The organism is Citrobacter sp. CK199 (assembly GCF_030333285.1).
GTDB classification, from domain to species: Bacteria; Pseudomonadota; Gammaproteobacteria; order Enterobacterales; family Enterobacteriaceae; genus Citrobacter_B; species Citrobacter_B koseri.
Genome location: NZ_JAOWGF010000026.1, coordinates 400,249 through 424,424, shown reverse-complemented (window position 1 = coordinate 424,424; position 24,176 = coordinate 400,249). Strand labels below are relative to the sequence as shown.

The 24,176-nt window shown below is 53.0% G+C and carries 18 protein-coding genes, 1 tRNA gene and 1 pseudogene; 9 read left to right on the top strand and 11 right to left on the bottom strand.

Going from position 1 to position 24,176, the window contains the following annotated elements; translation table 11 throughout:
- Positions 1–40: 40 nt before the first annotated feature.
- From OGX75_RS13090 to ebgR, 3 genes are all read right to left on the bottom strand, one after another.
- The gene (locus OGX75_RS13090) at positions 41–490 is read right to left on the bottom strand and encodes a beta-galactosidase subunit beta (RefSeq protein ID WP_049009427.1); all 450 of its coding nucleotides are present in this window, start codon (positions 488–490) and stop codon (positions 41–43) included.
- Complete coding sequence (gene ebgA, locus OGX75_RS13085; protein ID WP_286451104.1) at positions 487–3,579, bottom strand: beta-galactosidase subunit alpha; 3,093 nt, start codon at positions 3,577–3,579, stop codon at positions 487–489. Before ebgA ends, OGX75_RS13090 begins: the two co-directional genes overlap by 4 nt.
- Positions 3,580–3,786: 207 nt before the next feature.
- On the bottom strand, positions 3,787–4,770 hold the full coding sequence (gene ebgR, locus OGX75_RS13080; protein ID WP_049009429.1) for a transcriptional regulator EbgR: 984 nt from the start codon (positions 4,768–4,770) through the stop codon (positions 3,787–3,789).
- A gap of 219 nt (positions 4,771–4,989) precedes the next feature.
- Between ebgR and OGX75_RS13075 the strand changes: the two genes are divergently transcribed.
- The gene (locus OGX75_RS13075; protein WP_049009430.1) at positions 4,990–5,322 is read left to right on the top strand and encodes a tRNA-binding protein; all 333 of its coding nucleotides are present in this window, start codon (positions 4,990–4,992) and stop codon (positions 5,320–5,322) included.
- The gene (locus tag OGX75_RS13070) at positions 5,319–5,516 is read left to right on the top strand and encodes a hypothetical protein (RefSeq protein ID WP_286451714.1); all 198 of its coding nucleotides are present in this window, start codon (positions 5,319–5,321) and stop codon (positions 5,514–5,516) included. The genes OGX75_RS13075 and OGX75_RS13070 overlap by 4 nt, the downstream gene beginning before the upstream one ends.
- Before the next feature lie 91 nt (positions 5,517–5,607).
- On the opposite strand, the gene ygjG is transcribed toward OGX75_RS13070, so the two are convergent.
- Positions 5,608–6,987 (bottom strand): putrescine aminotransferase, encoded by a 1,380-nt coding sequence (ygjG, locus tag OGX75_RS13065; protein WP_111925746.1) that lies wholly within the window; start codon positions 6,985–6,987, stop codon positions 5,608–5,610.
- A 431-nt stretch (positions 6,988–7,418) separates the two neighbouring features.
- Between ygjG and OGX75_RS13060 the strand changes: the two genes are divergently transcribed.
- Complete coding sequence (locus OGX75_RS13060; RefSeq protein ID WP_286451105.1) at positions 7,419–8,939, top strand: methyl-accepting chemotaxis protein; 1,521 nt, start codon at positions 7,419–7,421, stop codon at positions 8,937–8,939.
- Between the two features lie 327 nt (positions 8,940–9,266).
- Positions 9,267–10,832, top strand: a complete 1,566-nt coding sequence (locus OGX75_RS13055; protein WP_275165166.1) for a methyl-accepting chemotaxis protein — start codon at positions 9,267–9,269, stop codon at positions 10,830–10,832.
- Here the strand turns inward: OGX75_RS13055 and OGX75_RS13050 are convergent.
- Positions 10,829–11,389, bottom strand: a complete 561-nt coding sequence (locus tag OGX75_RS13050) for a PadR family transcriptional regulator (protein ID WP_048902416.1) — start codon at positions 11,387–11,389, stop codon at positions 10,829–10,831. The two genes, OGX75_RS13055 and OGX75_RS13050, sit on opposite strands and share 4 nt — an antisense overlap.
- Before the next feature lie 239 nt (positions 11,390–11,628).
- Here OGX75_RS13050 and OGX75_RS13045 point away from each other — a divergent pair, with 239 nt between their 5' ends.
- The gene (locus OGX75_RS13045; protein WP_047463900.1) at positions 11,629–12,405 is read left to right on the top strand and encodes a siderophore-interacting protein; all 777 of its coding nucleotides are present in this window, start codon (positions 11,629–11,631) and stop codon (positions 12,403–12,405) included.
- 59 nt (positions 12,406–12,464) lie between these two features.
- Here OGX75_RS13045 and OGX75_RS13040 read toward each other — a convergent pair whose 3' ends face one another.
- Positions 12,465–14,123: a glycerone kinase gene (locus OGX75_RS13040; RefSeq protein WP_286451106.1), complete on the bottom strand. Its 1,659-nt coding sequence runs from the start codon at positions 14,121–14,123 to the stop codon at positions 12,465–12,467.
- A 594-nt stretch (positions 14,124–14,717) separates the two neighbouring features.
- Between OGX75_RS13040 and OGX75_RS13035 the strand changes: the two genes are divergently transcribed.
- Entirely contained in the window at positions 14,718–15,815 is a 1,098-nt protein-coding gene (locus OGX75_RS13035; RefSeq protein WP_286449073.1) for a glycerol dehydrogenase, read from the top strand.
- Positions 15,816–15,920: 105 nt separating this feature from the next.
- Positions 15,921–17,846 (top strand): dihydroxyacetone kinase operon transcriptional regulator DhaR, encoded by a 1,926-nt coding sequence (dhaR, locus tag OGX75_RS13030; RefSeq protein ID WP_114848348.1) that lies wholly within the window; start codon positions 15,921–15,923, stop codon positions 17,844–17,846.
- Between the two features lie 54 nt (positions 17,847–17,900).
- Here the strand turns inward: dhaR and OGX75_RS13025 are convergent.
- Positions 17,901–17,999: pseudogene (locus OGX75_RS13025) on the bottom strand (hypothetical protein); the annotation flags it as partial.
- A 563-nt stretch (positions 18,000–18,562) separates the two neighbouring features.
- Here OGX75_RS13025 and OGX75_RS13020 point away from each other — a divergent pair.
- Complete coding sequence (locus tag OGX75_RS13020; protein ID WP_012135206.1) at positions 18,563–18,886, top strand: DUF1889 family protein; 324 nt, start codon at positions 18,563–18,565, stop codon at positions 18,884–18,886.
- Positions 18,887–19,001: 115 nt separating this feature from the next.
- Here the strand turns inward: OGX75_RS13020 and OGX75_RS13015 are convergent.
- Positions 19,002–19,077, bottom strand: a tRNA-Ile gene (locus tag OGX75_RS13015).
- 125 nt (positions 19,078–19,202) lie between these two features.
- Here OGX75_RS13015 and mug point away from each other — a divergent pair.
- Positions 19,203–19,709, top strand: coding sequence for a G/U mismatch-specific DNA glycosylase (gene mug, locus OGX75_RS13010; RefSeq protein ID WP_012135205.1), 507 nt, complete (start codon positions 19,203–19,205; stop codon positions 19,707–19,709).
- Positions 19,710–19,760: 51 nt separating this feature from the next.
- Here mug and rpoD read toward each other — a convergent pair whose 3' ends face one another.
- From rpoD to rpsU, 3 genes are all read right to left on the bottom strand, one after another.
- Positions 19,761–21,635, bottom strand: a complete 1,875-nt coding sequence (rpoD, locus tag OGX75_RS13005; protein WP_256372597.1) for an RNA polymerase sigma factor RpoD — start codon at positions 21,633–21,635, stop codon at positions 19,761–19,763.
- 200 nt (positions 21,636–21,835) lie between these two features.
- A complete protein-coding gene (gene dnaG, locus OGX75_RS13000; protein ID WP_012135203.1) occupies positions 21,836–23,581 on the bottom strand; it encodes a DNA primase in 1,746 nt (581 codons plus the stop codon).
- A 164-nt stretch (positions 23,582–23,745) separates the two neighbouring features.
- Positions 23,746–23,961: a 30S ribosomal protein S21 gene (gene rpsU, locus OGX75_RS12995; protein WP_001144069.1), complete on the bottom strand. Its 216-nt coding sequence runs from the start codon at positions 23,959–23,961 to the stop codon at positions 23,746–23,748.
- Between the last annotated feature and the right edge of the window lie 215 nt (positions 23,962–24,176).

The following is a 24,176-nucleotide window of genomic DNA, read 5'->3' as shown; positions in this document are numbered from 1 at the left end:
AGGGTAGTCAGCGGCACATCACAGGTGCCGCCCGTTATTTTTATTTGTTATGAAAATAACCATCTTCAATGGTCACTTTGAGTACGACTTTTTTTACAGCGTGATTACAGATAAAACGGTAGGCTTCATGGTTGTCGCAAATCACCATCTGTCCTTCGTGAACCTCTACGGTGTTTCCGCAACCTTTCAGATATTCGCGATCGGTTTCATCGCGATAATATTCAACGACCTGCAACGTATCTTTGGCGGCATATTCAATTTTTTGTCGCCCTTGCAGGTAGTAATGCACTTCAACGTAACGGCGATGCCCGGTAAACAGCGCATCGGCGGCAGAGTCGGTTTCCACGCGATACGTCAGAGAATCCCCGATGGAGTGAGCGACGCCGGGCTGAATGTTGTCGATATTTTCAATCGCTTCAATGCAGCGCTGCCATTTTCGACCAGAGGCGTAGACCTGCCGGAACTGTTCTAAGTTATCGAGGAGCCTCATTTTTCATTCTCGCTATGCAAATTTGTGGAAAAGAAGTCCGTGCCGAAGGCATGGCCGGCGATAGCCTGGGCGGTCGCTTCGCCGCCGGACACCGGCAGCAACGTAAAGCCATAACGGAATGACCGGAACCAGACGCGCCAGGAATCGAGCACTTCGCTTCCCCAGGAGTTGGAACCCAGCCCAAGCAACTGATGATCCAGATTCAGGGTGATGTCGTCGCAGCGCTGTAACTCATTGCAGTGCTGCGCGGCAAAGAGGTTTTCTGGCGTGTAATGCCAGGCGCTGAAGTTGATGGAGCGTTGCGGCACCACCAGCAGACCGTTGCCGTGGCGGTTGGTTAGCGTCGCCCAGCGTACATGCTGGCGATTACCGTTGTTCTGCGGGAACGGGTAATTCTCAAACATGTCATCCACGGTGGAGCGCCAGATGTCGATGATGTTGGCCTGCTGACTGTCGGCATAGTTTTCTCCCGGGCCGCGACCATACCAGGCAACCTGATCGAAGGCGCCATTGATTCCCATCGTGAAGCCAATACACGGAATAATGTGCGGATATTCGCCGTAGGGTTCGCCGGAAAGCGCGACGTTTACCTGACCATCCATCGCAATGCGCCAGCGATACGTACAGCGCATGCCGAAATCAAATACCGGCGGAGCAATAAGGGTGTGGCTGGTAATCAGCACCGCATCTTCCGTTTGCTCGACGGTAAACGCCCGCAGATGCTCCTGCATGATGTGCAGATGGTTTGGTTGCCAGAGCCCGTCGAACTCCTGCTTGTGGTTATCAATTGTCGGCTTAAAGAAATTGATTTTTGGCGCGCGGGTCAGCAGCGCTTCACCATTAACGTTCCAGGCGGTTGGCTTCCCGTTCAGTTTTGAGAACGTCAGATGGAAGTTGTAGCCGCGCACGGTGCAGCTCAGACGATCGTCTTCCAGCGTCAACGCGCGCGCGTTTGGCTGGCTAAACGGTACAGGAGGCGCCGTTCTGGCCTTCAGCGGGAACTGACAGGCGGCGATATGATGCCCTGCGTCGCTGTAGAGTGTGGGGGAGTCTTTGGTCACGGTGACGTTAAGAAACGTTTCTCGCCCATCCAGCGCTGGCAACGTGCAGTGCAGTAACGCCTCGCTATTCGGCGCGACGTCGCGCAGTTTGATCTGCTGCGTGGAGAGCGTCTCCCCTTCGGCACGAACGTCAATATGCAGGGTATAGTCGTCAAGGGAGGTGAACCACAGCTTGTTTTCTACTTTCAGTTCGCCACGTTCCAGATCCTGCGCGTGGATTTTTACAGGTGCAATGACCTGCTTGTACTCCTTCAGACCCGGGCCCGGCGTCTGGTCAGGGTAAATCAGACCATCAAGGCAGAAGTTGTAGTTATTCGGGTAGTCGCCGTAATCGCCGCCAAATTTGTACCACACGTTGCCATCGTCGTCTTTCGCCTGGATACCGTGATCGCACCATTCCCAGACATAGTGCCCCTGAATGCAGTCGTGCTGGTAAAAGACATTCTGATATTCGGTTAGCCCGCCGGGGCCGTTGCCCATCGCGTGGGCGTATTCGCAGATGATGCGCGGCTTCGGATGCGGGTACTCACCAAACTCGTTCATCAGCGGCACGCGGGTATACATGGTGGAGATGATATCCACCACTTCGGCGTCGCGGTCTTCTTCGTAGTGAATCAGGCGCGTGTCATCCAGCGCTTTGGCGGCGTGGTACATCGCGCGAATATTACAGCCGTACCCGGATTCGTTGCCCAGCGACCAGATGATGATAGAAGGGTGGTTTTTCTGCGCATGGATATGGCGCACGATGCGCTCGACGTAGACCGTTTCCCACGCCGGGTCGTCGGTGATGCGGCTGATATCGCCGATGTTAGCGAATCCGTGTGACTCGACGTCAGTTTCCGCCATCACAAACAGGCCGTAGATATCGCAGAGCTCGTAGAAACGTGGATCGTTAGGGTAGTGCGCGGTTCGTACCGAGTTGATGTTGTGTTGTTTCATTAACCGCAGATCTTTTTCAACGCGATCCATGCCGACAGCCCGACCTTTAAGATGATCGTTATCGTGGCGGTTGACGCCGTGCAGCATCACGTAGCGGTTGTTGATGTAAAACAGCCCGTCGCGAACCTGAATATCGCGAAAGCCCACGCGTTGCGGCACCACTTCAAGAGTATTGCCGTTAGCGTCTTTCAGGGTCATCACCAGGTGGTAGAGATACGGCGACTCAGAGGACCACTGGTGCGGAGCGTGAACACTAACGGCAAAGTCGGTGCTGATGCGCTGGTCAATGGTCAGTGCGTTGATGGCGCCTGCATGTACAACATCCTCACCGTCAAACAGCGCATACTCCAGAGAAGCGATTGCCGGGTCGGCGGTCAGATTTTCCAGAACCAGCTGGCAGGAGAGGGTGGCATTGCGATAATCGTCGTCAAAATCGGTGCGAACGGTGAAGTCCTGAATGTGGACGGTGTGTTTACCAACCAGATAAACGTCGCGGAAGATGCCCGCCGACCACCACATATCCTGGTCTTCAACATAGGTGGAATCTGCCCACTGCATCACGCGGACGCATAACAGGTTGTCGCCCGTCTTCGCGACTGCGCTGATGTCGAACTCTGCCGTCAGGCGGCTGCCTTTGCTGAATCCCACATAATGGCCGTTCACATAAACTTCGAAATACGTTTCGACGCCGTCGAATTTAATCAGCGTTTGCTTTCCTTGCCAGCCTTCGCTCAGCGTGAAAATGCGTTGATAAGCGCCGGTGGGGTTATCGCTGGGGACGTACGGCACATCGATCGGAAACGGGAAGCCCTCGTCGGTATATTGCAGCTTGCCGTGGCCTTCCATTTGCCACATCCCCGGAACGGTAATTGTTCTCCAGTCACGCATATACTCTGAGGTAAAGGCTTCCGGCACCTGAAGCGGGTGGTCGAAGAACTGAAAGTTCCACTGACCGCTTAGCGGCAAAAAATAGCTGCTGGTTTCGCGGGCGAATGTGCGAGCCTGGGCTATTGAGTCATAAGAAAAAAAGTAGGCGCGTGGCGCCAGTCTGTTTTCGTGGGTCAGCTGAATGTTTTCCCAGCGATTCATAATGCCTCCCTGTGGAGCGAAGTCGGAACCCTTCAAGGCGATGGTAAGTGTGCGTTATGGGAAATGATTTTAGTAAAATATTTACTAAAATGTAGTGGGTAAAATGATTTACTTTAACTGGATCACGAAAATAAGCAGTGAGAAGAAAAACGGCGAAAAGCGGAATGCGCCCGGCTATCAGGAAAACCGGGCGGTGGAAAAGGGGGGTTAGCGGCTGGTGCCGCGCAGTTTAAGTTTACTGGGAACGAAGACCAGCAGCGGCAGTGCACGCCCGTCACGGGCTTTTTCGTACACCAGATTTACGCCCTGGCTGCCCATCATTTCGGAATGAATGCGCACCGTGGAAAGCGGTGGGAAGGTGAATCGCGCCGTCGGAATGTCATTCACGCTTATCAGGGAGATGTCGCGCGGGATCTCAAGGCCATGCTCGTGGATTGCGCGTAACACGCCAATGGCTATCGAGTCGGAGGCGACAAACAGCGCGCGCGGATAATCCGCTTTAGCCAGCATTTGTTTCGCCAGTTCGTAACCTGATGAACTGGAAAAACCACCGCGCCAGATATCGTCTTCACGCACGACCTGCTTCAGACGGCCATATTCGACAAACGCGGCTTCGCGGATATCGGCTTTGCCGGGCTCATCCTCCCCGCCAATAAAACCGATACGGGTTGCGCCCTGAGCAATGAAAAAGTCGATGATCTCTTTGCTGATGCGGGACAAATCGATATCGACGGCATCGTATTCACTGCCTGATTCGTGAAAGTCGATAAAGCAGATATTGTCAGTCAGCGCGGCGGCGGCGTCGCGTAAGGCGGCTGAGGGCTTGCCGACAATGAGAATGCCGGTGATGTTTTTAAGATCCGGCAACCCGCTGTGTTCGTAGCAGTTGGTCAGTTCAATCCCCAGTTTTTCACACTGTGTCTCAATCCCGTGGCGGATTGCCAGATAGTAGGGATCGTTAATTTCCAGCTCTTGCTGATAACTGTAGATGGCAAGGATGTGTTGCAGGCTGACCGTACTATTCTGGCTCTTACGGGCGCTGCTGGTTTTGTACTCCAGCTTTTCCGCGATTTCCAGAATGCGGTGTTTGGTCTCTTCTTTGACATTCAGCGTGGGGTCGTCGTTTAAGACCCGCGACACTGTCGCCAGGGATACGCCAGCTTCAATTGCGATATCTTTAAGTGTTGCCATGATTACCTTTTTCGACTTTCCCCTGAGTAGCCTTTTCATTGTAAAGGAAGTGCTTATCTATGCATCTGTTTTCAGTAAATAAAGCGCGTTTATTTGACGTGCCAGGGGTAAATTTCAGCTTAAAGAGTGTGATAAACGCAGCATTTCCCCTTTTTTAAGAACAGTGCCTGGAAAAATTATTGCTATGATTTAGTAAATTTTTACCAGAAGGAGAAAAAGATGGAGACGGTGGCCTTTGCGGATTTTGCCCGACTGGAGCTGCGTGTTGGAAAGATTGTACAGGTAAAGCGTCATGATAATGCCGATAAGCTTTACATTGTGCAGGTGGATGTGGGCGAGCGTACGCTGCAAACGGTAACCAGCCTCGTACCTTATTACCGAGAGGATGCGCTGATGGGGAAAACGGTGGTGGTACTGTGCAATCTGCAAAAAGCCAAAATGCGTGGTGAAACGTCAGAGTGCATGTTGCTGTGCGCCGAAACCGATGACGGCAGTGAAAGCGTATTGCTGACGCCGGAACGCGTAATGCCTGCGGGCGTGCGGGTTGTGTGAACTTGCCGGATGGCGACGCTGGCGCGTCTTATCCGGCCTACAGGCGGGTGTGCGGGCTGTGTGAACATTGCCGGATGGCGACGCTGGCGCATCTTATCCGGCCTACAGGCGGGTATGCGGGTTGTGTGAATATTGTCGGATGGCGATGCTGGCGCGTCTTATCCGGCCTACAGGCGGGCGTGCGGATTGTGTGAACATTGCCGGATGGCGATGCTGGCGCATCTTATCCGGCCTACGGATCGGATTCCTGTAGGCCGGATAAGCGTAGCGCCATCCGGCGGCGTGTTATGTTTCCTCCACGCTCACCCGTAACGCCGCCAGAGCCTTGCGGGTCGCCTTTAACACCTGCTCACACTGCTCAATTGTTAATGTCAGCGGTGGTTCGATGCGAATCGTTTTCGAGTTGTTGAGCGTCCCGGCAACCAGTACCCGCTGGCGGAACATCTCACTGGCGAAGTTGTAGCCGATTTCGTTGTCAACAAACTCAATCGCCATCAACATCCCTTTTCCGCGAGCGTCCTGCACCAGGTCAGGGTATTCCCTGGCAAGCTGGAGGAAGCCGTCCAGCAACATATCGCCTTTCTGCTCCGCCTGTGCCGGTAGATTCTGCTCCAGCAACACGTTAATGGTCGCTAATGCTGCCGCACAGGCCAGCGGGTTGCCGCCAAAGGTTGTGGTGTGCAGGAACGGATTATCGAACAGAACGGAGAACACCTCTTCGGTGGCGATGGTTGCCCCAACCGGCATCACGCCGCCGCCTAACGCTTTTGCCAGACATAAAATGTCAGGCTGCACGTTTTCATGTTCACAGGCAAACATCTTACCGGTGCGCCCCATGCCGGTCTGGACTTCATCCAGAATCATCAGGGCGCCAAACTCGTCGCAGAGTTTACGCACGGCGGTCAGATAGCCCTGCGGCGGCAGGATCACGCCGCCCTCGCCCTGAATTGGTTCCAGAATGACGGCTGCCACATCGTCGCCGGTTTTTTTACACTCGCTAAGTGCAGTACGCATGGCCTCAATGTTGCCAAACGGTACATGGCGGAAGCCTGGCAGCAGCGGCATAAACGGCTTGCGGAACGTGGATTTCGCCGTGGCGGAAAGCGACCCCAGCGATTTACCGTGAAACGCGCCGCTGGTAGCGATAAAGGTAAACTTACCGCGCGGCGACTGATACGCCTTCGCCAGTTTCAGCGCCGCTTCCACCGATTCGGTGCCGCTGTTGCTGAAAAAACTGTACTTCAGTTTTCCAGGCGTGAGCGCTGCGAGCGTTTTAGCCAGCATGGCCCGGAGCGGGTCCAGTAACTCCTGGCTGTGCAGAGGTTGTTTTGCGAGTTGATTCTGTACGGCGGATACGACAACTGGATTACGGTGCCCCACGTTGAAAATGCCAAAACCACCCAGACAATCAATAAATTCCTGTCCCTGGGTGTCGACAAGCGTATTCAGACTTCCCGCTTGCCACTCTACGGCTCCGTAATCCCCGCCAGCGGTCACAGATTTTCGATACTCTAAAAACCCCGGATTAACATGCTCTTTGAAGTAATCAATCACCTCTCGGTTCAGTGCTTTCATTTCCTCATGATCAAGCGTTCGCTTTTCAATGAGATTCAGTGCGTGTGCGCTACAGGCCAGGGCCGATGCGCTGGAAGGTAACCTGTTCAAAATATGCTCCCGGAACTCGCGTATCACATGATACTGAGTTAAGTATTGCAGGGATTGCGCCATATCGGCGTGGATCATGAAAATCGGGATAAACACCAGGGAAAATATCAAGTGTGCAATATTTAATCTCATTCATTAACAATTGGTGATGTTTTGCGCAATGCGTGTGCGGGGGAAGCGGGGCTGACGAGCGGGCAGTCGCACCAGAACGGTGCGGGCGGTGTGCGTATATGGGGCGGAAGTTATAGCGGAACTGAATAGTTACTTAACGAAAGTATTTTAAATCAATGAATTAGAAAACATACAAATATTACGGTTTAAACGCAAATTGCGATCTAAATCAAATTTAACAACTAAAGATAAACCAATTATCGCCGAAATAACATCTGACAGAAAAGTTAACATTCAAGTAACCTGCACAGGACGCAACCATGTCTTCTCATCCCTACGTCAGCCAGCATAATTATCCGCTGGATGATGATACAACCCTGATGTCCACAACTGACCTGCAAAGCTATATCACCCATGCAAATGATACTTTCGTTCAGGTAAGCGGCTTTACGCTGAATGAACTGCTTATGCAACCGCATAATCTGGTACGCCACCCGGACATGCCGAAAGCCGCGTTTGCGGATATGTGGTACACCCTCAGGCAGGGTGAGCCGTGGAGCGGCATCGTGAAAAACCGACGGAAGAATGGCGATCACTACTGGGTGCGGGCGAATGCGGTGCCGATGGTGCGGGAAGGGCGCGTGACCGGCTATATGTCGATTCGTACCCGCGCGACAGACGAAGAGATTGCTGCCGTTGAGCCTTTGTATAAGGCGCTGAATGAAGGCCGCAGCAACAAACGTATCCACAAAGGACTGGTGGTGCGTAAAGGCTGGCTGGGGAAACTGCCGGCAATCCCCATTCGCTGGCGTGTACGCAGCGTTATGGCGCTAACGGGCGTGGTGCTGATGGCGGCGATGGCGCAAATGGGCGTTGCGTGGCCAGCGCTATTCGTGAACGCCCTGCTGATGCTGGCGGGAACGGCGGTGTTTGAATGGCAGATTGTGCGTCCGATCGAAAATGTCGCCCGGCAGGCGTTGAAAGTCGCAACGGGCGAGCGTAATAGCGTATCGCATCTTAACCGTAGTGACGAACTGGGGCTGATGTTGCGCGCGGTAGGCCAGCTTGGGCTTATGTGCTGCTGGCTGATTAATGACGTCTCAAGCCAGGTCTCCAGCGTCAGAAACGGCAGCGAGACGCTAGCGAAAGGCAATGACGATCTGAATAAACACACCCGCCAGACGGTGGAGAATGTGCAGCAGACGGTGACGACCATGAACCAGATGGCGGAGTCCGTGAAGAAAAATTCCACCACCGCGTCCGCCGCCGATAAATTATCCAGCGCGGCCAGCAGTGCGGCGACGCAGGGCGGAGAGGCGATGGAAACCGTCATTAAAACGATGGATGACATCGCTGACAGCACGCAGCAGATTGGCACAATCACTACGCTGATTAACGATATTGCTTTCCAGACGAATATCCTGGCGCTGAACGCGGCGGTTGAAGCGGCGCGAGCGGGCGAGCAGGGTAAAGGATTTGCCGTTGTCGCCGGGGAAGTTCGCCATCTTGCCAGCCGAAGCGCCAGCGCGGCGAATGATATTCGTAAGCTCATTGACGCCAGCGCAAGCCGGGTACAGTCCGGTTCCGAACAGGTGCATGCGGCAGGACGCACGATGGATGATATTGTGGCTCAGGTGCAAAACGTCACTCAGCTTATTGCGCAAATCAGCCACTCGACGCTGGAACAGGCGGACGGACTCTCCAGCCTGACCCGCGCCGTGGATGAGTTAAACCATATCACGCAGAAAAATGCCGAGCTGGTGGAGGAGAGCGCTCAGGTTTCAGCGATGGTTAAACATCGCGCCAGCCGTCTGGAAGATGCGGTAACGGTTCTGCATTAAATCAAATTCCCTTTATTTCTGCCGACAAACGCTTATCGAAGCCGATAAGCGTTTTGTCATAATATTGGGCTAACAATGTTAAGCACATATTAAATATTTACCATTTCGAGCTATTTCCTTATTTAAACCCGCTGCGTTATTTTGTGTGATTCTTCATTTTTCCGAACCTGAAAAATGAATTGTATAACGATCGGTCTGCCGATATTCATCGTTGAAAACTATTTACTGTAATAACTTGAAATAAAAAACGATCAATATCATAAAGTTAGCGCAACCGTAACCGATAACGAACCCTGTATAGAGGAAAAACAATCTCCAGGGGGAAATATGCTTTTGCATAACATGAAGATCCGCTCGAAATTATTTATTGCGTTTGGTTTGTTTATTGTACTGATGATCGTGAGTTCTGGCCTTTCGTTGTTCAGCCTGGATCGAACGAATACCAGTATGCAGAACATCATTACTCACGATTATCCCACAACGGTGAAAGCCAACCTGCTGATCGATAATTTTCAGGATTTCGTTAGCACGCAGCAGCTGATGCTGCTGGATGAAGAAGGGCGCTGGAGCCAGGAGTCGCAAAAGCAGCTGGATGCGATTAGCCAGCGCATTACGGTATTGCTCGATGAACTGTCCGCCAGCCGTCATGACGAGGCCTCAAAGGCCATCATCGCCGGAATTCGCGATGTGCGTCAGCAGTATCTGGCCTCCCGGTTCCGTATTTTGCAGGAAATTCAGAACCATAATCGTCCGGCGGCGATACAGGAAATGATGACGACCACCGTCAACATACAGCAGGCGTATAAAGCCAAAGTACAGGAGCTGATCGCTATTGAAGATACGTTGATGCGCAATGCGGGCGCGTCGGTTGACCAGGATTTTCGCACCAACCGGGCACAGCTGATTCTCCTGGCGCTTATCAGCATTGCCGCCGGAGTGATAATGGGATGGTACATCGTACGTTCCATTACCCGACCGCTTAATGACGCCGTGCAGTTTGCCGGGGCGATTGCGGAGGGGGATTTGACCCGCACGATTCATATCGCGCAAAAAGATGAAACCGGCGTGCTGTTGCAGGCGCTGATGGAGATGAAAAACCGTCTGCTGGTGATCGTGCAGGAAGTTCAGAACGGCTCTGAAAATATCTCCAGCGCGGCGGCGCAAATTGTCGCGGGCAACCAGGATCTGGCGGCGCGTACTGAAGAACAGGCCAGTTCTGTTGAGCAAACGGCGGCCTCTATGGAGCAGATTACCGCCACCGTCAAAAATACGGCGGACCACACCAGCGAAGCGACCCATCTTTCTGCCGATGCGGCCAGCGTGGTGAAAAATAACGGTGAGATGATGCGTCAGGTCACGCAAAAAATGCGCGTGATAAATGAGACCTCTAACCGCATGTCCGACATTATCAACCTGATTGATTCTATTGCCTTCCAGACCAACATTCTGGCGCTTAACGCCGCCGTGGAAGCCGCTCGCGCCGGGGAACACGGGCGTGGCTTCGCGGTCGTGGCGGGGGAAGTTCGTCAACTGGCGCAAAAAAGCGCGTCGTCCGCCAGTGAGATCCGCCACCTGATCGAAGACTCTACCAGCCAGACGCAGGAGGGGATGCAACTGGTGGAAAAAGCCAGTGCGTTGATTAATGGTATGGTGGATAACGTTGAAGAGATGGATGTGATTCTGCGTGAAATCGGTCAGGCCAGTCGCGAACAAACCGATGGGATTTCGCAAATCAACAGCGCGATTGGGCTGATTGACGCCACCACGCAACAGAACTCGTGTCTGGTTGAGGAGTCCGTTGCGGCAGCGGCGTCGCTGAATGAGCAGGCCCGGCACTTAAAAGAGATCGTGAAAGTATTCCGCATCCGTGCGGAGGACGTACCGCCTGCTTAATCCAGTTGGCTGATTTCCAGCGCCGCGCGATCGATAACGCCGATTATCTGCTTAAGCTGCGCGTCGCTGATCCCGCCCTGATTCACTCGCAGATCCAACACGGCTTTGAAGTTGTCCAGCGCCCGTTTCATCTGCGGGTTCTTACGCAGTTCAAAGCCGACGCAGCGCGCTTTCACGCGTTCGTGGATGTGCTCCAGGTGTTCACGGTTCTCTTCCAGCCACCGTTGCCCCTGTTCTGTAATGGTGATCTGCTTACGCCCGCCGTCCTCTTCTTTGATAGTGATAAATTCCTGATCCTGAAGAAAATCCAGCGTTGGGTAAATCACGCCTGGGCTTGGGGTGTAGTTGCCCAGCGTCAGGTTCTCGATGGCTTTAATCAATTCGTAACCGTGGCTGGCCTCGCGGGTCAAAATTTCCAGAATCACCAGGCGTAGTTCGCCGTGGCCAAAAAAGCGCTGGCGACGTCCGCCGCCAGCGCCCCGGCCATGACGGTGCTCGCAGCCATGTTCATGGCCGTGGTGATGCGCTCTCTCGCAACCTTCATGATGATGTCGCATGATGTACTCCTGTTTTATTTAGATATATCTAATTTATATCTAAAACTTGTAATCTTGCAAGTTGATAGATTTTTATTTTGTTTAATTCATTGATTTTAAAGTGATTAAAATTGTTTTATATCGTGAGATATATCGAAGATTACTGTATCAAAAAAGTGCTTGCAATCTTCATAACTAACAATCATTATCATTTAAAATTTAATTTAGATATATCGTATTATCTGCATGAAGGCGAAAAAATGATAAATACATCCTCACGCTACCCACAGCGCGTTCGTAACGAACTGCGTTTTCGTGAACTTACCGTTCTGCGCGTCGAGCGTATTAGCGCCGGTTTTCAGCGCATTGTTCTTGGCGGTGAAGCGCTGGAAGGCTTTAGCTCGCGCGGCTTTGACGATCACACCAAAGTGTTTTTCCCTGAACCGGGCAGCCTGTTCGTTCCTCCGACGGTGACGGACGAAGGGATTGTCTGGGGAGAGGGCGTACGTCCTGCTTCCCGCGATTACACGCCCTTATATGATGAAGAGCGGCACGAGCTGGCGCTGGATTTCTTTATTCACGACGGCGGCGTGGCGAGCACATGGGCAGTAAACGCTCGCGAAGGCGACACGCTCACCATCGGTGGGCCGCGTGGATCGCTGGTGGTGCCGGAAGACTATGCATATCAGGTTTATGTCTGCGATGAGTCAGGGATGCCAGCGCTGCGCCGCCGCCTGGAAGCGCTCGATCGCTTGTCCGTTCGCCCGCATGTTACGGCGCTGGTCAGCGTACAGGATGCCGCATATCAGGATTATCTGGCGCATCTTGATGGCTTTGCCATTGAATGGGTGGTCGGACACGATGAGCAGGCGATTGATGAGCGACTGGCGCAATTAACGGTGCCGGAGGCGGATTATTTCATCTGGATCACGGGCGAAGGGAAAGTGGTTAAGCATCTGAGCCGTCGCTTTGAGACGGAACAGTTTGATCCGCAACGGGTGCGCGCCGCAGCATACTGGCATCGTAAGCCGGCTTAATCATTCCTTATAGCTGGAAGCTTAACCGGGCCACAGCGGGCCCGGTTTTCTGCTGACTATCAGGCGTTGTGACTTTCCGCCAGCGCTTTAAACACCATTGCCACGGCGTGTGCGCCAGGGTCCATATTGCCAAGCAGGCTTTCGCTGCTGAGGTAGGATGCGCGTCCGGCGTTGGCTTTGCTGGACTGACAGGTACGTTCTGCGCCATTTTGCGCGGCGGAAAAGGCCGCGTGCAGATCCTGTGGCTGCGCAAGCAGCGATGTCAGGGCCGGCTGTAAAGCATCGATCATGGTACGATCGCCTTCATCCGCGCCACCGTAATACTTCATCTGCGCCAGACCGGTATTCAGCGCTTCCGCCACACTGGCGCCTTGCTCCAGTTTCTGCCCCGCGGCGGTAAAGAAAATGGACATCAGCACACCGCTGGAGCCGCCCATGACGACGGTCAGGCGTTCGCCAATGAGTGCGAACAGCGTGGCGAGATGGTCGAGCGGCAACTGCTGGCGGTGTAGCAGGCCCGCGATTTCACGCGCGCCTGCCGCAAAAGTTGAGCCGGTATCGCCGTCGCCGACTTTGGCATCCAGCGCGTTAAGATCCATTTCCAGATCGGACAGCGTGCGGGTGACCTGCTCAACAATCCCGGCAACTAACGCGTTCTCTGAAGGCTGAAACTCTACCCGCGCGCTTTGCAATGAGGATGGCATAATGGTTATCTCACGCGGCGGCACCGGCGTTTGCCAACTGCTGGTTTCCACCCCGGAGAGCAACGCTTTTTCGATACTTTCTTCCAGCACCATTGCCGTCAGTGAAAAACCTTTCATATCCAGCGCAGTCACCAGTGAAGCCGGGCCGATAAGCCAGTCGATACGTTTATGCAGCGGGCTGCGCGCCAGTTCACGCGTGATGATGGCCATTTCCGCGACAGAGACGCCGCCAAGGTTATTGACCATCACCGCCAGACGACCGGTCTCAGGCAGAGCGGAGAGGAGTTTGTCGGCCATCAGGCTCACAATCTGCGCGCTGTTTTGGGTATCAATGACTGATGCGCCGGGTTCACCGTGGATCCCCATTCCCAGCTCAGACTGATTAGGATGATGGCGTGGCGCGTTCTCCGTCTCCTGCGGCAGATGGCAACTGGAAATCGCAACGCCAAGACTCACGGTATTGTTGGCGGCGTACTGCGCTTCACGCAAGACGGTCGCCAGGTTGTAGCCGCGTTCGGCAAAATAGCCGGCGACTTTATGAACCAGAATGGTGCCCGCGATACCACGCGGGTGCTTATTGTCTGGCAGCGAAATGTCATCCCCGACAATCAGCATTTCAACGTTGTAGCCCAGACGGCGCGCTTTCTCTGCCGCAAGGCCGAAGTTCAGACGATCGCCGGTATAGTTTTTTACGATTAATAGGCAGCCGGCGTCGCCAGTGACCGCCTGAATAGCGGTCAGCACTGCATCGACGCTGGGGGAGGCAAACAGATCGCCGCAGACGGCAGCGGTTAACATGCCTTTCCCGATGAAACCAACGTGGGCAGGTTCGTGCCCGGAGCCGCCGCCGGAAATCACCGCGACGTTGTTACGGTTCAGATCGCGGCGAACCACGACACGAATCGCCGGATCGCTCTCCAGGCGCACCAGATTGTTCCACGGGCTGGAGATAATCGTTCCTTCAATGACGTCGTTGACGAGATGGGGTCGCTGGTTAAAAAAGAATTGAGTCATAACGGTTCCTGGAGAGTGGGAAAAACAGACCCCCGGCTGCACATTATGGTTGCGGAGGCGCTCATCATCGGGACGCTGCGGGGCAGGTCGGCGATGAGGAGATTCTGGCTGAGTTCATGAAGAAAAAAATTTGAGGAAAATGAGTTTCATTACGAAACGAAATTATTCTTTTATGTTCCGTAATGAAACGTTTTCTGATGGAAAAAAGCCAAAATGCGAGCCGGAGCGCGCCTTTTTCCCGCTCATTCACGCAGAAAAGTTGGCCTGACAGAAAAATATTTTCCTGTCTTGTCGGCAATCGGCGGCGAAAACCACGCATGATTCCCCTTTTTTCAGAGGCATTATGAGAAGGCTGAACGGATCGGGATCGCAATCCTGCCGTTTTTTAGGGTTTATTGTTCCACTATGAAACGTGATGAATTTTTCTGTGTTCCATTTCAGAACAAAAAGAGGAAAGATTTTTTTGGCGATGCCTCGTCCTACAGTGATTGCATCGCTCCGGTATCGCTCCGTTTTCGCCATTAACACAGGGCCAAACAGGATAACGCCAGGGCTCACCATGTAAATACATGCACTTATTTGAGGATGACAGGAATGCTAAAAGTTATTCAATCTCCAGCCAAATATCTCCAGGGACCTGATGCTTCTGTCTTATTCGGTCAATATGCCAAAGACCTGGCGGACAGCTTTTTCGTGATTGCAGATGACTTCGTCATGAACCTGGCGGGCGAGAAGGTGCTGAATGGCCTGAATAGCCACGAAATCCGTTGCCACGCAGAACGTTTCAATGGCGAATGCAGCCATGTTGAAATCAACCGTCTGATGGCCATTTTGAAACAAAAAGGCTGCCGTGGCGTGGTGGGGATCGGCGGCGGGAAAACGCTTGATACGGCAAAAGCCATTGGTTACTACCAGAAACTGCCGGTCGTTATTATTCCGACTATTGCGTCCACCGATGCCCCGACCAGCGCATTGTCGGTTATCTATACCGAAGCGGGCGAGTTTGAAGAGTATCTGATCTACCCGAAAAACCCGGATATGGTGGTGATGGACACGGCAATCATCGCCAAAGCGCCGGTGCGTTTACTGGTGTCCGGGATGGGGGATGCGCTTTCCACCTGGTTTGAAGCGAAAGCCTGCTATGACGCCAGAGCGACCAGCATGGCGGGCGGGCAGTCTACGGCGGCGGCCTTGAGCCTGGCGCGCCTGTGTTATGATACATTGCTCGCAGAAGGTGAAAAAGCGCGTCTGGCGGCTCAGGCTGGCGTTGTGACCGATGCGCTGGAACGTATCGTTGAAGCCAACACCTATCTCAGCGGCATTGGCTTTGAGAGCAGCGGTCTGGCCGGGGCGCATGCGATTCACAACGGTTTCACTATTCTGGAAGAGTGCCACCATTTGTATCACGGCGAAAAAGTCGCGTTTGGCACGCTGGCGCAACTGGTATTACAGAACAGCCCGATGGAAGAGATCGAAACCGTTCTGGGGTTCTGCGAGAAAGTGGGACTGCCGATTACCCTCGCGCAGATGGGCGTGAAAGACGGCATTGAAGGGAAAATTCAGGCGGTGGCGAAAGCGACCTGCGCGGAAGGCGAAACCATCCACAATATGCCGTTTGAGGTGACGCCGGACAGCGTTTATGCCGCGATTCTGACGGCGGATCTGTTAGGTCAGCAGTGGCTGGCGCGTTAATCCGCCTTTAGTTACGTTCTCTTCCCGAGATGAACAGGCAGTTTCTCCTCCCCTCTGACCGTTCCGGCCGGAGGGGTTGTCTATGGTAAAACAGCGGAAAAGGATATGACGGCTCAGACGCAGGACATCGGGAAGGAAGTATCTTCCGTCATCGCTCAGTCATGGCATCGTTGCAGCAAGTTTATGCAGCGAGAAACCTGGCAGACGCCGCACCAGGCGCAAGGGCTGACCTTTGAATCGATTTGCCGACGCAAAACGGCGTTGCTGACGATAGGCCAGGCTGCGCTGGAAGATGCCTGGGAGTTCATGGATGGACGACCTTGCGCGCTGTTTATCCTGGATGAATCCGCCTGTATCTTAAACCGCTGCGGCGATCCCGGGACGCTGGAGAAACTGGCGGAACTGGGCTTTCTCGACGGCAGCTACTGTGCGGAAAGCATCATCGGCAGCTGTGCGCTGTCGCTGGCAACCATGCCGGGGCAGCCAACCAAAACGGCCGGAGAGCAGCATTTTAAACAGGCGCTGCACCCGTGGTCGTTCTGCTCAACCCCGGTATTTGATAATCACGGCCGCCTGTTTGGCTCCATTTCGCTCTGCTGTCTGGTGGAGCACCAGTCAGTTTCTGATTTATCGCTGACGCTGGCGATCGCCCGTGAAGTGGGAAATTCACTGTTAACCGATAGCCTGTTGGCCGAGTCTAATCGTCATCTGAATCAGATGTACGGGCTGCTGGAAAGCATGGACGATGGCGTTATGGCGTGGAACGAGCAGGGCGTGTTGCAGTTTCTCAACGCGCGGGCGGCCACGATGCTGCATCTGGATACGCAGGCCAGCCAGGGGAAAAACATCCATGATCTGGTCAATTTGCCTGCCTTGCTGCGTCGCGCCATTAAACACGTCCGCGGGTTGAGCCATGTCGAAGTGACTTTTGAAAGTCAGCATCAGTTTGTTGATGCCGTCATTACCCTGAAACCGATTGTTGAGGAGCAGGGCAACAGCTTTATTCTGCTGCTGCACCCGGTGGAGCAAATGCGCCAGTTGATGACCAGTCAACTGGGGAAAGTGAGCCATACCTTTGAACAGATGTCGACGGACGATCCAGAAACGCGTCGGTTGATCCACTTTGGCCGCCAGGCGGCGAGGGGGAGCTTCCCGGTTCTGCTGTGTGGTGAAGAAGGGGTGGGCAAAGAGCTTCTCAGCCAGGCTATCCACAACGAAAGCGAGCGCGCGAGCGGGCCTTATATCGCCGTAAACTGCCAGCTCTATGCCAATAGTGTGCTGGGGCAGGATTTTATGGGCAGTGCGCCAACCGATGATGAAAATGGTCGTCTGAGCCGCCTTGAACTGGCGAGCGGTGGCACGCTGTTTCTGGAAAAAATTGAATATCTGGCGCCGGAGTTGCAGTCCGCGCTGCTGCAAGTGATCAAGCAGGGCGTGTTAACCCGCCTTGACGCGCGACGTCTGATCCCGGTGGATGTGAAAGTGATCGCGACGACCACGGTTGATCTGGCGAATCTGGTTGAGCAGAACCGCTTTAGCCGTCAGCTTTACTATGCCCTGCATTCGTTTGAAATTATTATTCCTCCGCTGCGCGCGCGGCGTAACAGCATCCCTTCGCTGGTCTATAACCGGCTGAACGGCCTGAAAAAACGCTTTTCAACCAGCCTGAAGGTGGATGATGATGCGCTGGCGCAACTGGTGGCCTATTCCTGGCCGGGCAATGACTTCGAGCTGAACAGCGTCATCGAAAACATCGCTATCAGCAGCGATAACGGCCACATCCGCCTGAGTAATCTGCCGGAATATCTGTTTTCTGAACGCCCCGGCGTGGATACGACATCATCGCTGTTACCCGCCAGCCTGACGTTTACGGCTATCGAGAAAGAGGCGATTATCCATGCCGCCCGCGTCACCAGCGGACGGGTGCAGGAAATGTCTCATTTGCTGAACATTGGCCGCACTACGCTGTGGCGTAAGATGAAGCAGTACGACATCGACGCCAGCCAGTTCAAGCGCAAGCATCACGACTAGACCGGCTTTCGCCGGGAGCTCCCGACGATATCCGCAAATTTTTCCGGGTTACAGCCCGCCCAACAGTTTGCAGCGTTCGCCCACAACCGAAATGGCATTGGGGCCGAAAAAGTTCACATTTGGCACCAGATAATCAAACATACGATAGCTCATAATAAGACCTTCCAGGGTTCGGATGAGCATTCAGAGAAACAGCGCAACGCAGTTTCTGCCAATAACATATCCTGCTACGACGTACAGGGCTGAGGCCGCGATGAATTATCGCGCGGCGGTAAATGTTTTATTTCGTGTTCTTTATTTTGTCGCTCTCAGGTATTAAGTCAGCAGGATAAAAATTACTCAATTGATAACGCAATTATCTTCCAAACGTATTTTTTGATTAATGTCATTCGACATGATCACACTTTTCTCTACAGACCATTATTTGTGTTTCATACTGAAACTCATATTTTTAGAGGCGTATCAAACTGGAACGTAATTAATTTTGTTTTTTCTCTCGGTGAACCCGGCACTGACCGCCCCTCACCAGGCGTCTAATCCCCCACACTTGCTGCGCTTGTTGTCTCCTGCCTTGCGGGCTATCTGGTTGATCTGTGGAGAGGAAGACGGATGGTGTTGTGACTCACCTCGAAACCTGGTTGAAAGAAAAGGATAAATTTAATGATTTCTTTGATATTAAGTTCAATCCAGGGGCATATTAGAGAGGTGTTTTTCAGATGGTTAATTTTAAGGATAAAAGTATGCCAGCAGTCATTGATAAAGCCTTAGATTTCATTAACGGTATGAATACATCCGCTTCAGTCCCACACCCAATGGATGAAAGTACAGCCAAGGGGATTTTTAAATATTTGAACGAGTTGGGGGTTCCGGCGAGAGCAGAAGATGTGGCAGCCCGAGGCGATCGGGAAGGGTGGAATGCCGGGTTTACGGAAAAATTGGTCGGGTGGGCTGAAAAAATTGCGTCAGGAGAACGGGTGCTTATTAAAAACCCTGAATATTTTTCTTTATATATGCGTGAGCAGCTTCGGGCACTGGTATAAGCTGAGCGCGCGCAAAAAGATCTATCTGCCCCGATGCTCTCGCCTTCAATTCGGGAGCATCTATTCCGGCCACCCAAAAAAAAGGACCTGCGATTTCTCGCAAGTCCTTGATATTTGGTGGCCCCTGCTGGACTTGAACCAGCGACCAAGCGATTATGAGTCGCCTGCTCTAACCACTGAGCTAAGGGGCCGTGGCGGTGGATTATAAAGTAACTCCGTGTTGCAATCCAGCCATAACCGTACGGATGCTGTTTTTATAAACAACGTATTTTCAATCCGTTATACTTTCAGCCTGATGTATCGTTCAGGAGTTAATATGGTTAAGGACATACTGGCGCGGGAGCTGAGAGTGGTATTTTGCGGCATCAATCCCGGCCTCTCTTCTGCGGGGACAGGGTTCCCGTTCGCGCATCCTGCCAACCGTTTCTGGAAGGTAATCCACCTTGCCGGATTTACCGGGCGTCAACTGAAACCGGAAGAGGCGCAGCATCTGCTGGATTTCCGCTGTGGCGTTACCAAATTTGTCGACAGGCCTACCGTGCAGGCGAACGAAGTTAAGCTTCAGGAGATGCGTAGCGGCGGCCATAAGCTCATTGAGAAGATTGAGCACTATCAACCTGCGGCGTTGGCGATTCTGGGCAAGCAGGCGTTTGAGCAGGGATTTAGCCAGCGCGGCGCGCAGTGGGGAAAACAGACGATGACCATTGGCGATACGCAGATCTGGGTGTTGCCGAATCCCAGCGGCTTAAATCGCATCAGGACGGAAAAGCTGGTGGAGGCGTATCGGGAACTTGATGAATCGCTGGTGGTTGATGGACTGTAAGCGGTAAAAAAAACGCCACCTTGCGGTGGCGTTGATGCTTATGCGGCGAGATTAATCGTCCAGGAAGCTACGCAGCACTTCAGAACGGCTCGGGTGACGCAGTTTACGCAACGCCTTCGCTTCGATCTGACGGATACGTTCGCGGGTAACGTCAAACTGTTTACCCACTTCTTCCAGCGTATGGTCGGTGTTCATATCGATACCGAAACGCATACGCAGCACTTTTGCTTCACGCGCCGTCAGGCCAGCCAGCACGTCGTGCGTTGCGGCACGCAGGCTCTCGGTGGTGGCAGAGTCCAGCGGCAGCTCGAGGGTGGTATCCTCGATGAAATCTCCCAGATGCGAATCTTCATCGTCGCCGATCGGCGTTTCCATGGAGATAGGCTCTTTGGCGATCTTCAGCACTTTACGGATCTTGTCTTCCGGCATCAGCATGCGCTCGGCCAGCTCTTCTGGCGTCGGCTCGCGACCCATTTCTTGCAGCATCTGGCGGGAGATACGGTTGAGTTTGTTGATGGTCTCAATCATATGCACCGGAATACGGATGGTGCGCGCCTGATCCGCGATAGAGCGGGTGATCGCCTGACGAATCCACCAGGTGGCATAGGTGGAGAATTTGTAACCACGACGGTATTCGAACTTGTCTACCGCTTTCATCAGACCGATGTTGCCTTCCTGAATCAGATCCAGGAATTGCAGACCACGGTTGGTGTATTTTTTGGCGATAGAGATAACCAGACGCAAGTTCGCTTCAACCATCTCTTTCTTCGCACGGCGGGCTTTCGCTTCGCCGATGGACATGCGACGGTTGATGTCTTTTACCTGCTCGATGGTCAGGCCGGTTTCTTCTTCAATCTGTTGCAGTTTTTGCAGGCTGCGCTGAACGTCTTCAGTGACATCGTGCAGCTTTTCGGACCACGGCTTGTTCATCGCAATGGCGGCATTGAACCAGGTTTCGCTGGTTTCGTTGCCGGTGAACAGGGTGATGAAGTTTTTCTTCGGCATTTTGCACTGCTCAACGCAGAGCTTCATGATCAGGCGTTCTTGCGTGCGAACGCGATCCATCATGACGCGCATGCTGTTCACCAGGTAGTCGAACTGCTTCGGCACCAGGCGGAACTGCTTAAACACTTCAGACAGCTTCAGAATTTCGGTCTGCGCATCGGCGTGGCTGCGACCTTTCGCTTTGATGGTGTCACGGGTGACTTCGTACTGCGTACGCAGCTCTGCGAATTTTTCGCGCGCCAGTTCCGGGTCGATGCTGTTGTCGTCATCGCTGCTGTCGTCGTCTTCTTCTTCGTCTTCATCATCGTCGTCGTCCATCTCTTCCTGAGAGAGTTCAGAACCGACGTGCGTGGCGGTAGGCGCCATATCTTCTTCAGCGTTCGGGTCAACAAAGCCGGTGATCAGATCTGACAGGCGAGCTTCTTCGGCTTCAACGCGATCGTACTGTTCAAGCAGATAAGTAATCGCTTCCGGGTATTCGGCAACGGAGCATTGAACCTGGTTGATCCCGTCTTCGATACGTTTAGCGATGTCGATTTCGCCTTCACGGGTTAACAGTTCAACCGTACCCATCTCACGCATGTACATGCGTACCGGGTCAGTGGTACGACCGATTTCAGATTCAACACTGGATAAAACTTGAGCAGCAGCTTCTTCCGCGTCTTCGTCGGTGTTGTTGGTGTTTTCAGCAAGCAGCAGATCATCGGCATCCGGTGCTTCTTCCATCACCTGAATACCCATGTCGTTGATCATTTGGATGATGTCTTCGATTTGATCTGAATCGACGATATCTTCCGGCAGATGGTCATTGACCTCGGCATAGGTCAGATAGCCTTGCTCCTTACCACGGGTGACAAGAAGCTTCAGCTGTGACTGCGGGTTTTGCTCCATAAGACGGTATCCACACTTATTTCGTTTGATTGGTGTCGGCGGTGTATCTGCCAACCTTTAAAGCGAGGGCGTACTTATATTTTTGCCGCTGCCTCTCAGTGCGGCTGTCGGGGGCTTCCCGATCGCTATTCGGCACTTAAGCCGTTAAATACGTCATCCTTCAAGTTGTCTCTGCGTTAGCTGCGTTCTCTTGCTGCCTTAATACAACTTGAATGGTTTTGTCTATCAATTCATTTTTTGGCCAGTTCCTGGTTCAGCGTCCAGAGTTCCCGGCGTTCTTCGTTGCTTAAACCGTGTGTGCGATCGCGAGCAATCAACTCTTCCTGGCGCAGCTTAAGCATCGAATCAAACATATGGTTGAGTGAGTCGGTGAAGGTTTTTTCAGCAATGTCCTTATCAGCTATATCGTCCCACATCGACAATTTTTCAAGGGTCGCAGCACTATTTGTGCCGCGATAATGTTCTAAAAGTTGGCCGGTGGTCAGACCTGGTTGAGACAAACAAGTGTTGACCAGTTCTTCAAATAAGCCAAGCCCGGGCAGCTTTTTTTGATCCAGACCGCCTAGCGGTGGTACTAACGGCGCTAAATCCGGGTTTTGTACCAGTAACCCTATAAGTATACGCATGGTCGTGCGTTTTAGCTGCGGAGCTGGGCGTACCGTGCCACTTTCTGCCTGTTTTGGCATTAAGCGGTCAAGCTGGCTATCGTCAAAGATGCCTAATTTCAGCCCCAGCATCTGTCGTAGCTGGATCCTGTGCGTATCTCCGGGAACCTGGTTAATCAGCGGCAGCGCCAGCGCGGCAAGCTGCGTACTTCCATCCGGCGTACTCAAATCAACCTGCGGCAAGAGGCTATTGAAGAGAAACAGAGAGAGCGGCAGAGCCTGCTCCATCCGTGCTTCGAATGCTTCTTTGCCCTCTTTACGCACCAGCGTATCCGGGTCTTCGCCATCAGGCAGGAACATAAAGCGCAACTGCCGTCCGTCGGTGATATAGGGCATTGCCGTTTCAAGCGCTCGCCATGCCGCATCGCGCCCGGCCCGATCGCCGTCATAACAGCAAATCACATTGTTAGTCGCCCGGAATAACATGTGGATATGGTCGGCTGTTGTCGATGTCCCCAACGATGCCACGGCGTAGTTAATGTCGTACTGCGCCAGCGCGACAACGTCCATATAGCCTTCAACAACAAGCAGTCGCTGCGGTTCAGCGTTATGTTGCTGAGCTTCATAAAGGCCATACAGCTGTCGACCTTTATGGAAAATATCGGTTTCCGGGGAGTTCAGGTATTTCGGCGTATCGTTACCGAGTACGCGACCACCAAAACCAATCACCCGTCCTCGTTTATCGCGAATCGGGAACATCACCCGATTACGGAAACGATCGTAGGTTCTGCCCTGGTCATTGTTGACCAGCATTCCGGCATCCAGTAACAGCGCTCTGTTGTCGCTATTATTACCGAAACGTTTTAATGCGTTATCCCAGCCTGGCGGAGCGAAACCAATCGCGAAGCGTTGAACGATTTCAGCGCTAAGGCCGCGTTTTTGCAGATATTGGCGCGCAGGCTCTGCTGTGGGATGGGCGAGCGACTGTTGATAAAACGCATTCAGCCCGTCCATTAACTGATAGAGGTTTTGCCGTTGATGGCGCTCTATCTGGCTAAGACCTGTCCCTGCTTCGTAGGGAATTTCCAGGTTGTGCATTGCAGCCAGTTCTTCGACGGTTTCCACGAAATCGAGCTTGTCGTAGTTCATGAGGAAATCGATCGCGTTGCCGTGTGCGCCGCAGCCAAAGCAGTGGTAAAACTGTTTTTCACCGTTCACGGTGAAAGAGGGGGTTTTTTCGTTATGGAACGGACAGCACGCGTGAAAATTCTTGCCCTGCTTTTTCAGCTTCACCCGCGCATCGATCAGATCGATGATGTCGGTGCGTGCCAGCAGGTCATTGATAAATACGCGTGGGATTCGTCCAGCCATATGCCCCTTTTATACACTTCATCCTTCAGGCGCCGCTTTGCCGCATCCTGAATGATTTTGTATATATGCCAATGCATAAACGAAAATAAGCCGCGCATTCCTTTCGGAAGCACGGCCTTACAACTACAACTCGGTCTGAATCGAGAGCTTACGCCCTCAACGCATTAGTACAGACGAGTGCGGCGTGCGTTTTCGCGAGCCAGTTTCTTCGCGTGACGTTTCACTGCTGAAGCTTTAGCGCGCTTACGTTCGGTAGTCGGTTTTTCATAGAACTCACGACGACGAACTTCCGCCAGAACACCTGCTTTTTCACAGGAACGCTTGAAGCGACGCAGAGCTACGTCGAACGGCTCGTTTTCACGTACTTTAATTACCGGCATGTGCCTCTCACCTTTGATTAAATCGGTTTGCCGCTGGCATCAGCGCCAGCTTATTTCAAAATGGTGCGGAATTTTACTGCAATTGCTGCTGCTTTGTAAAGCACCGACGCCTTTTTTGAAAGGGACTTTTATAAGGGTGAGGAGTATACACGAGGCTGTCGCCAGGGGCGAACAAAGTTTTACATCAACCCGCATTGGCCCTACACTGCGCGGTA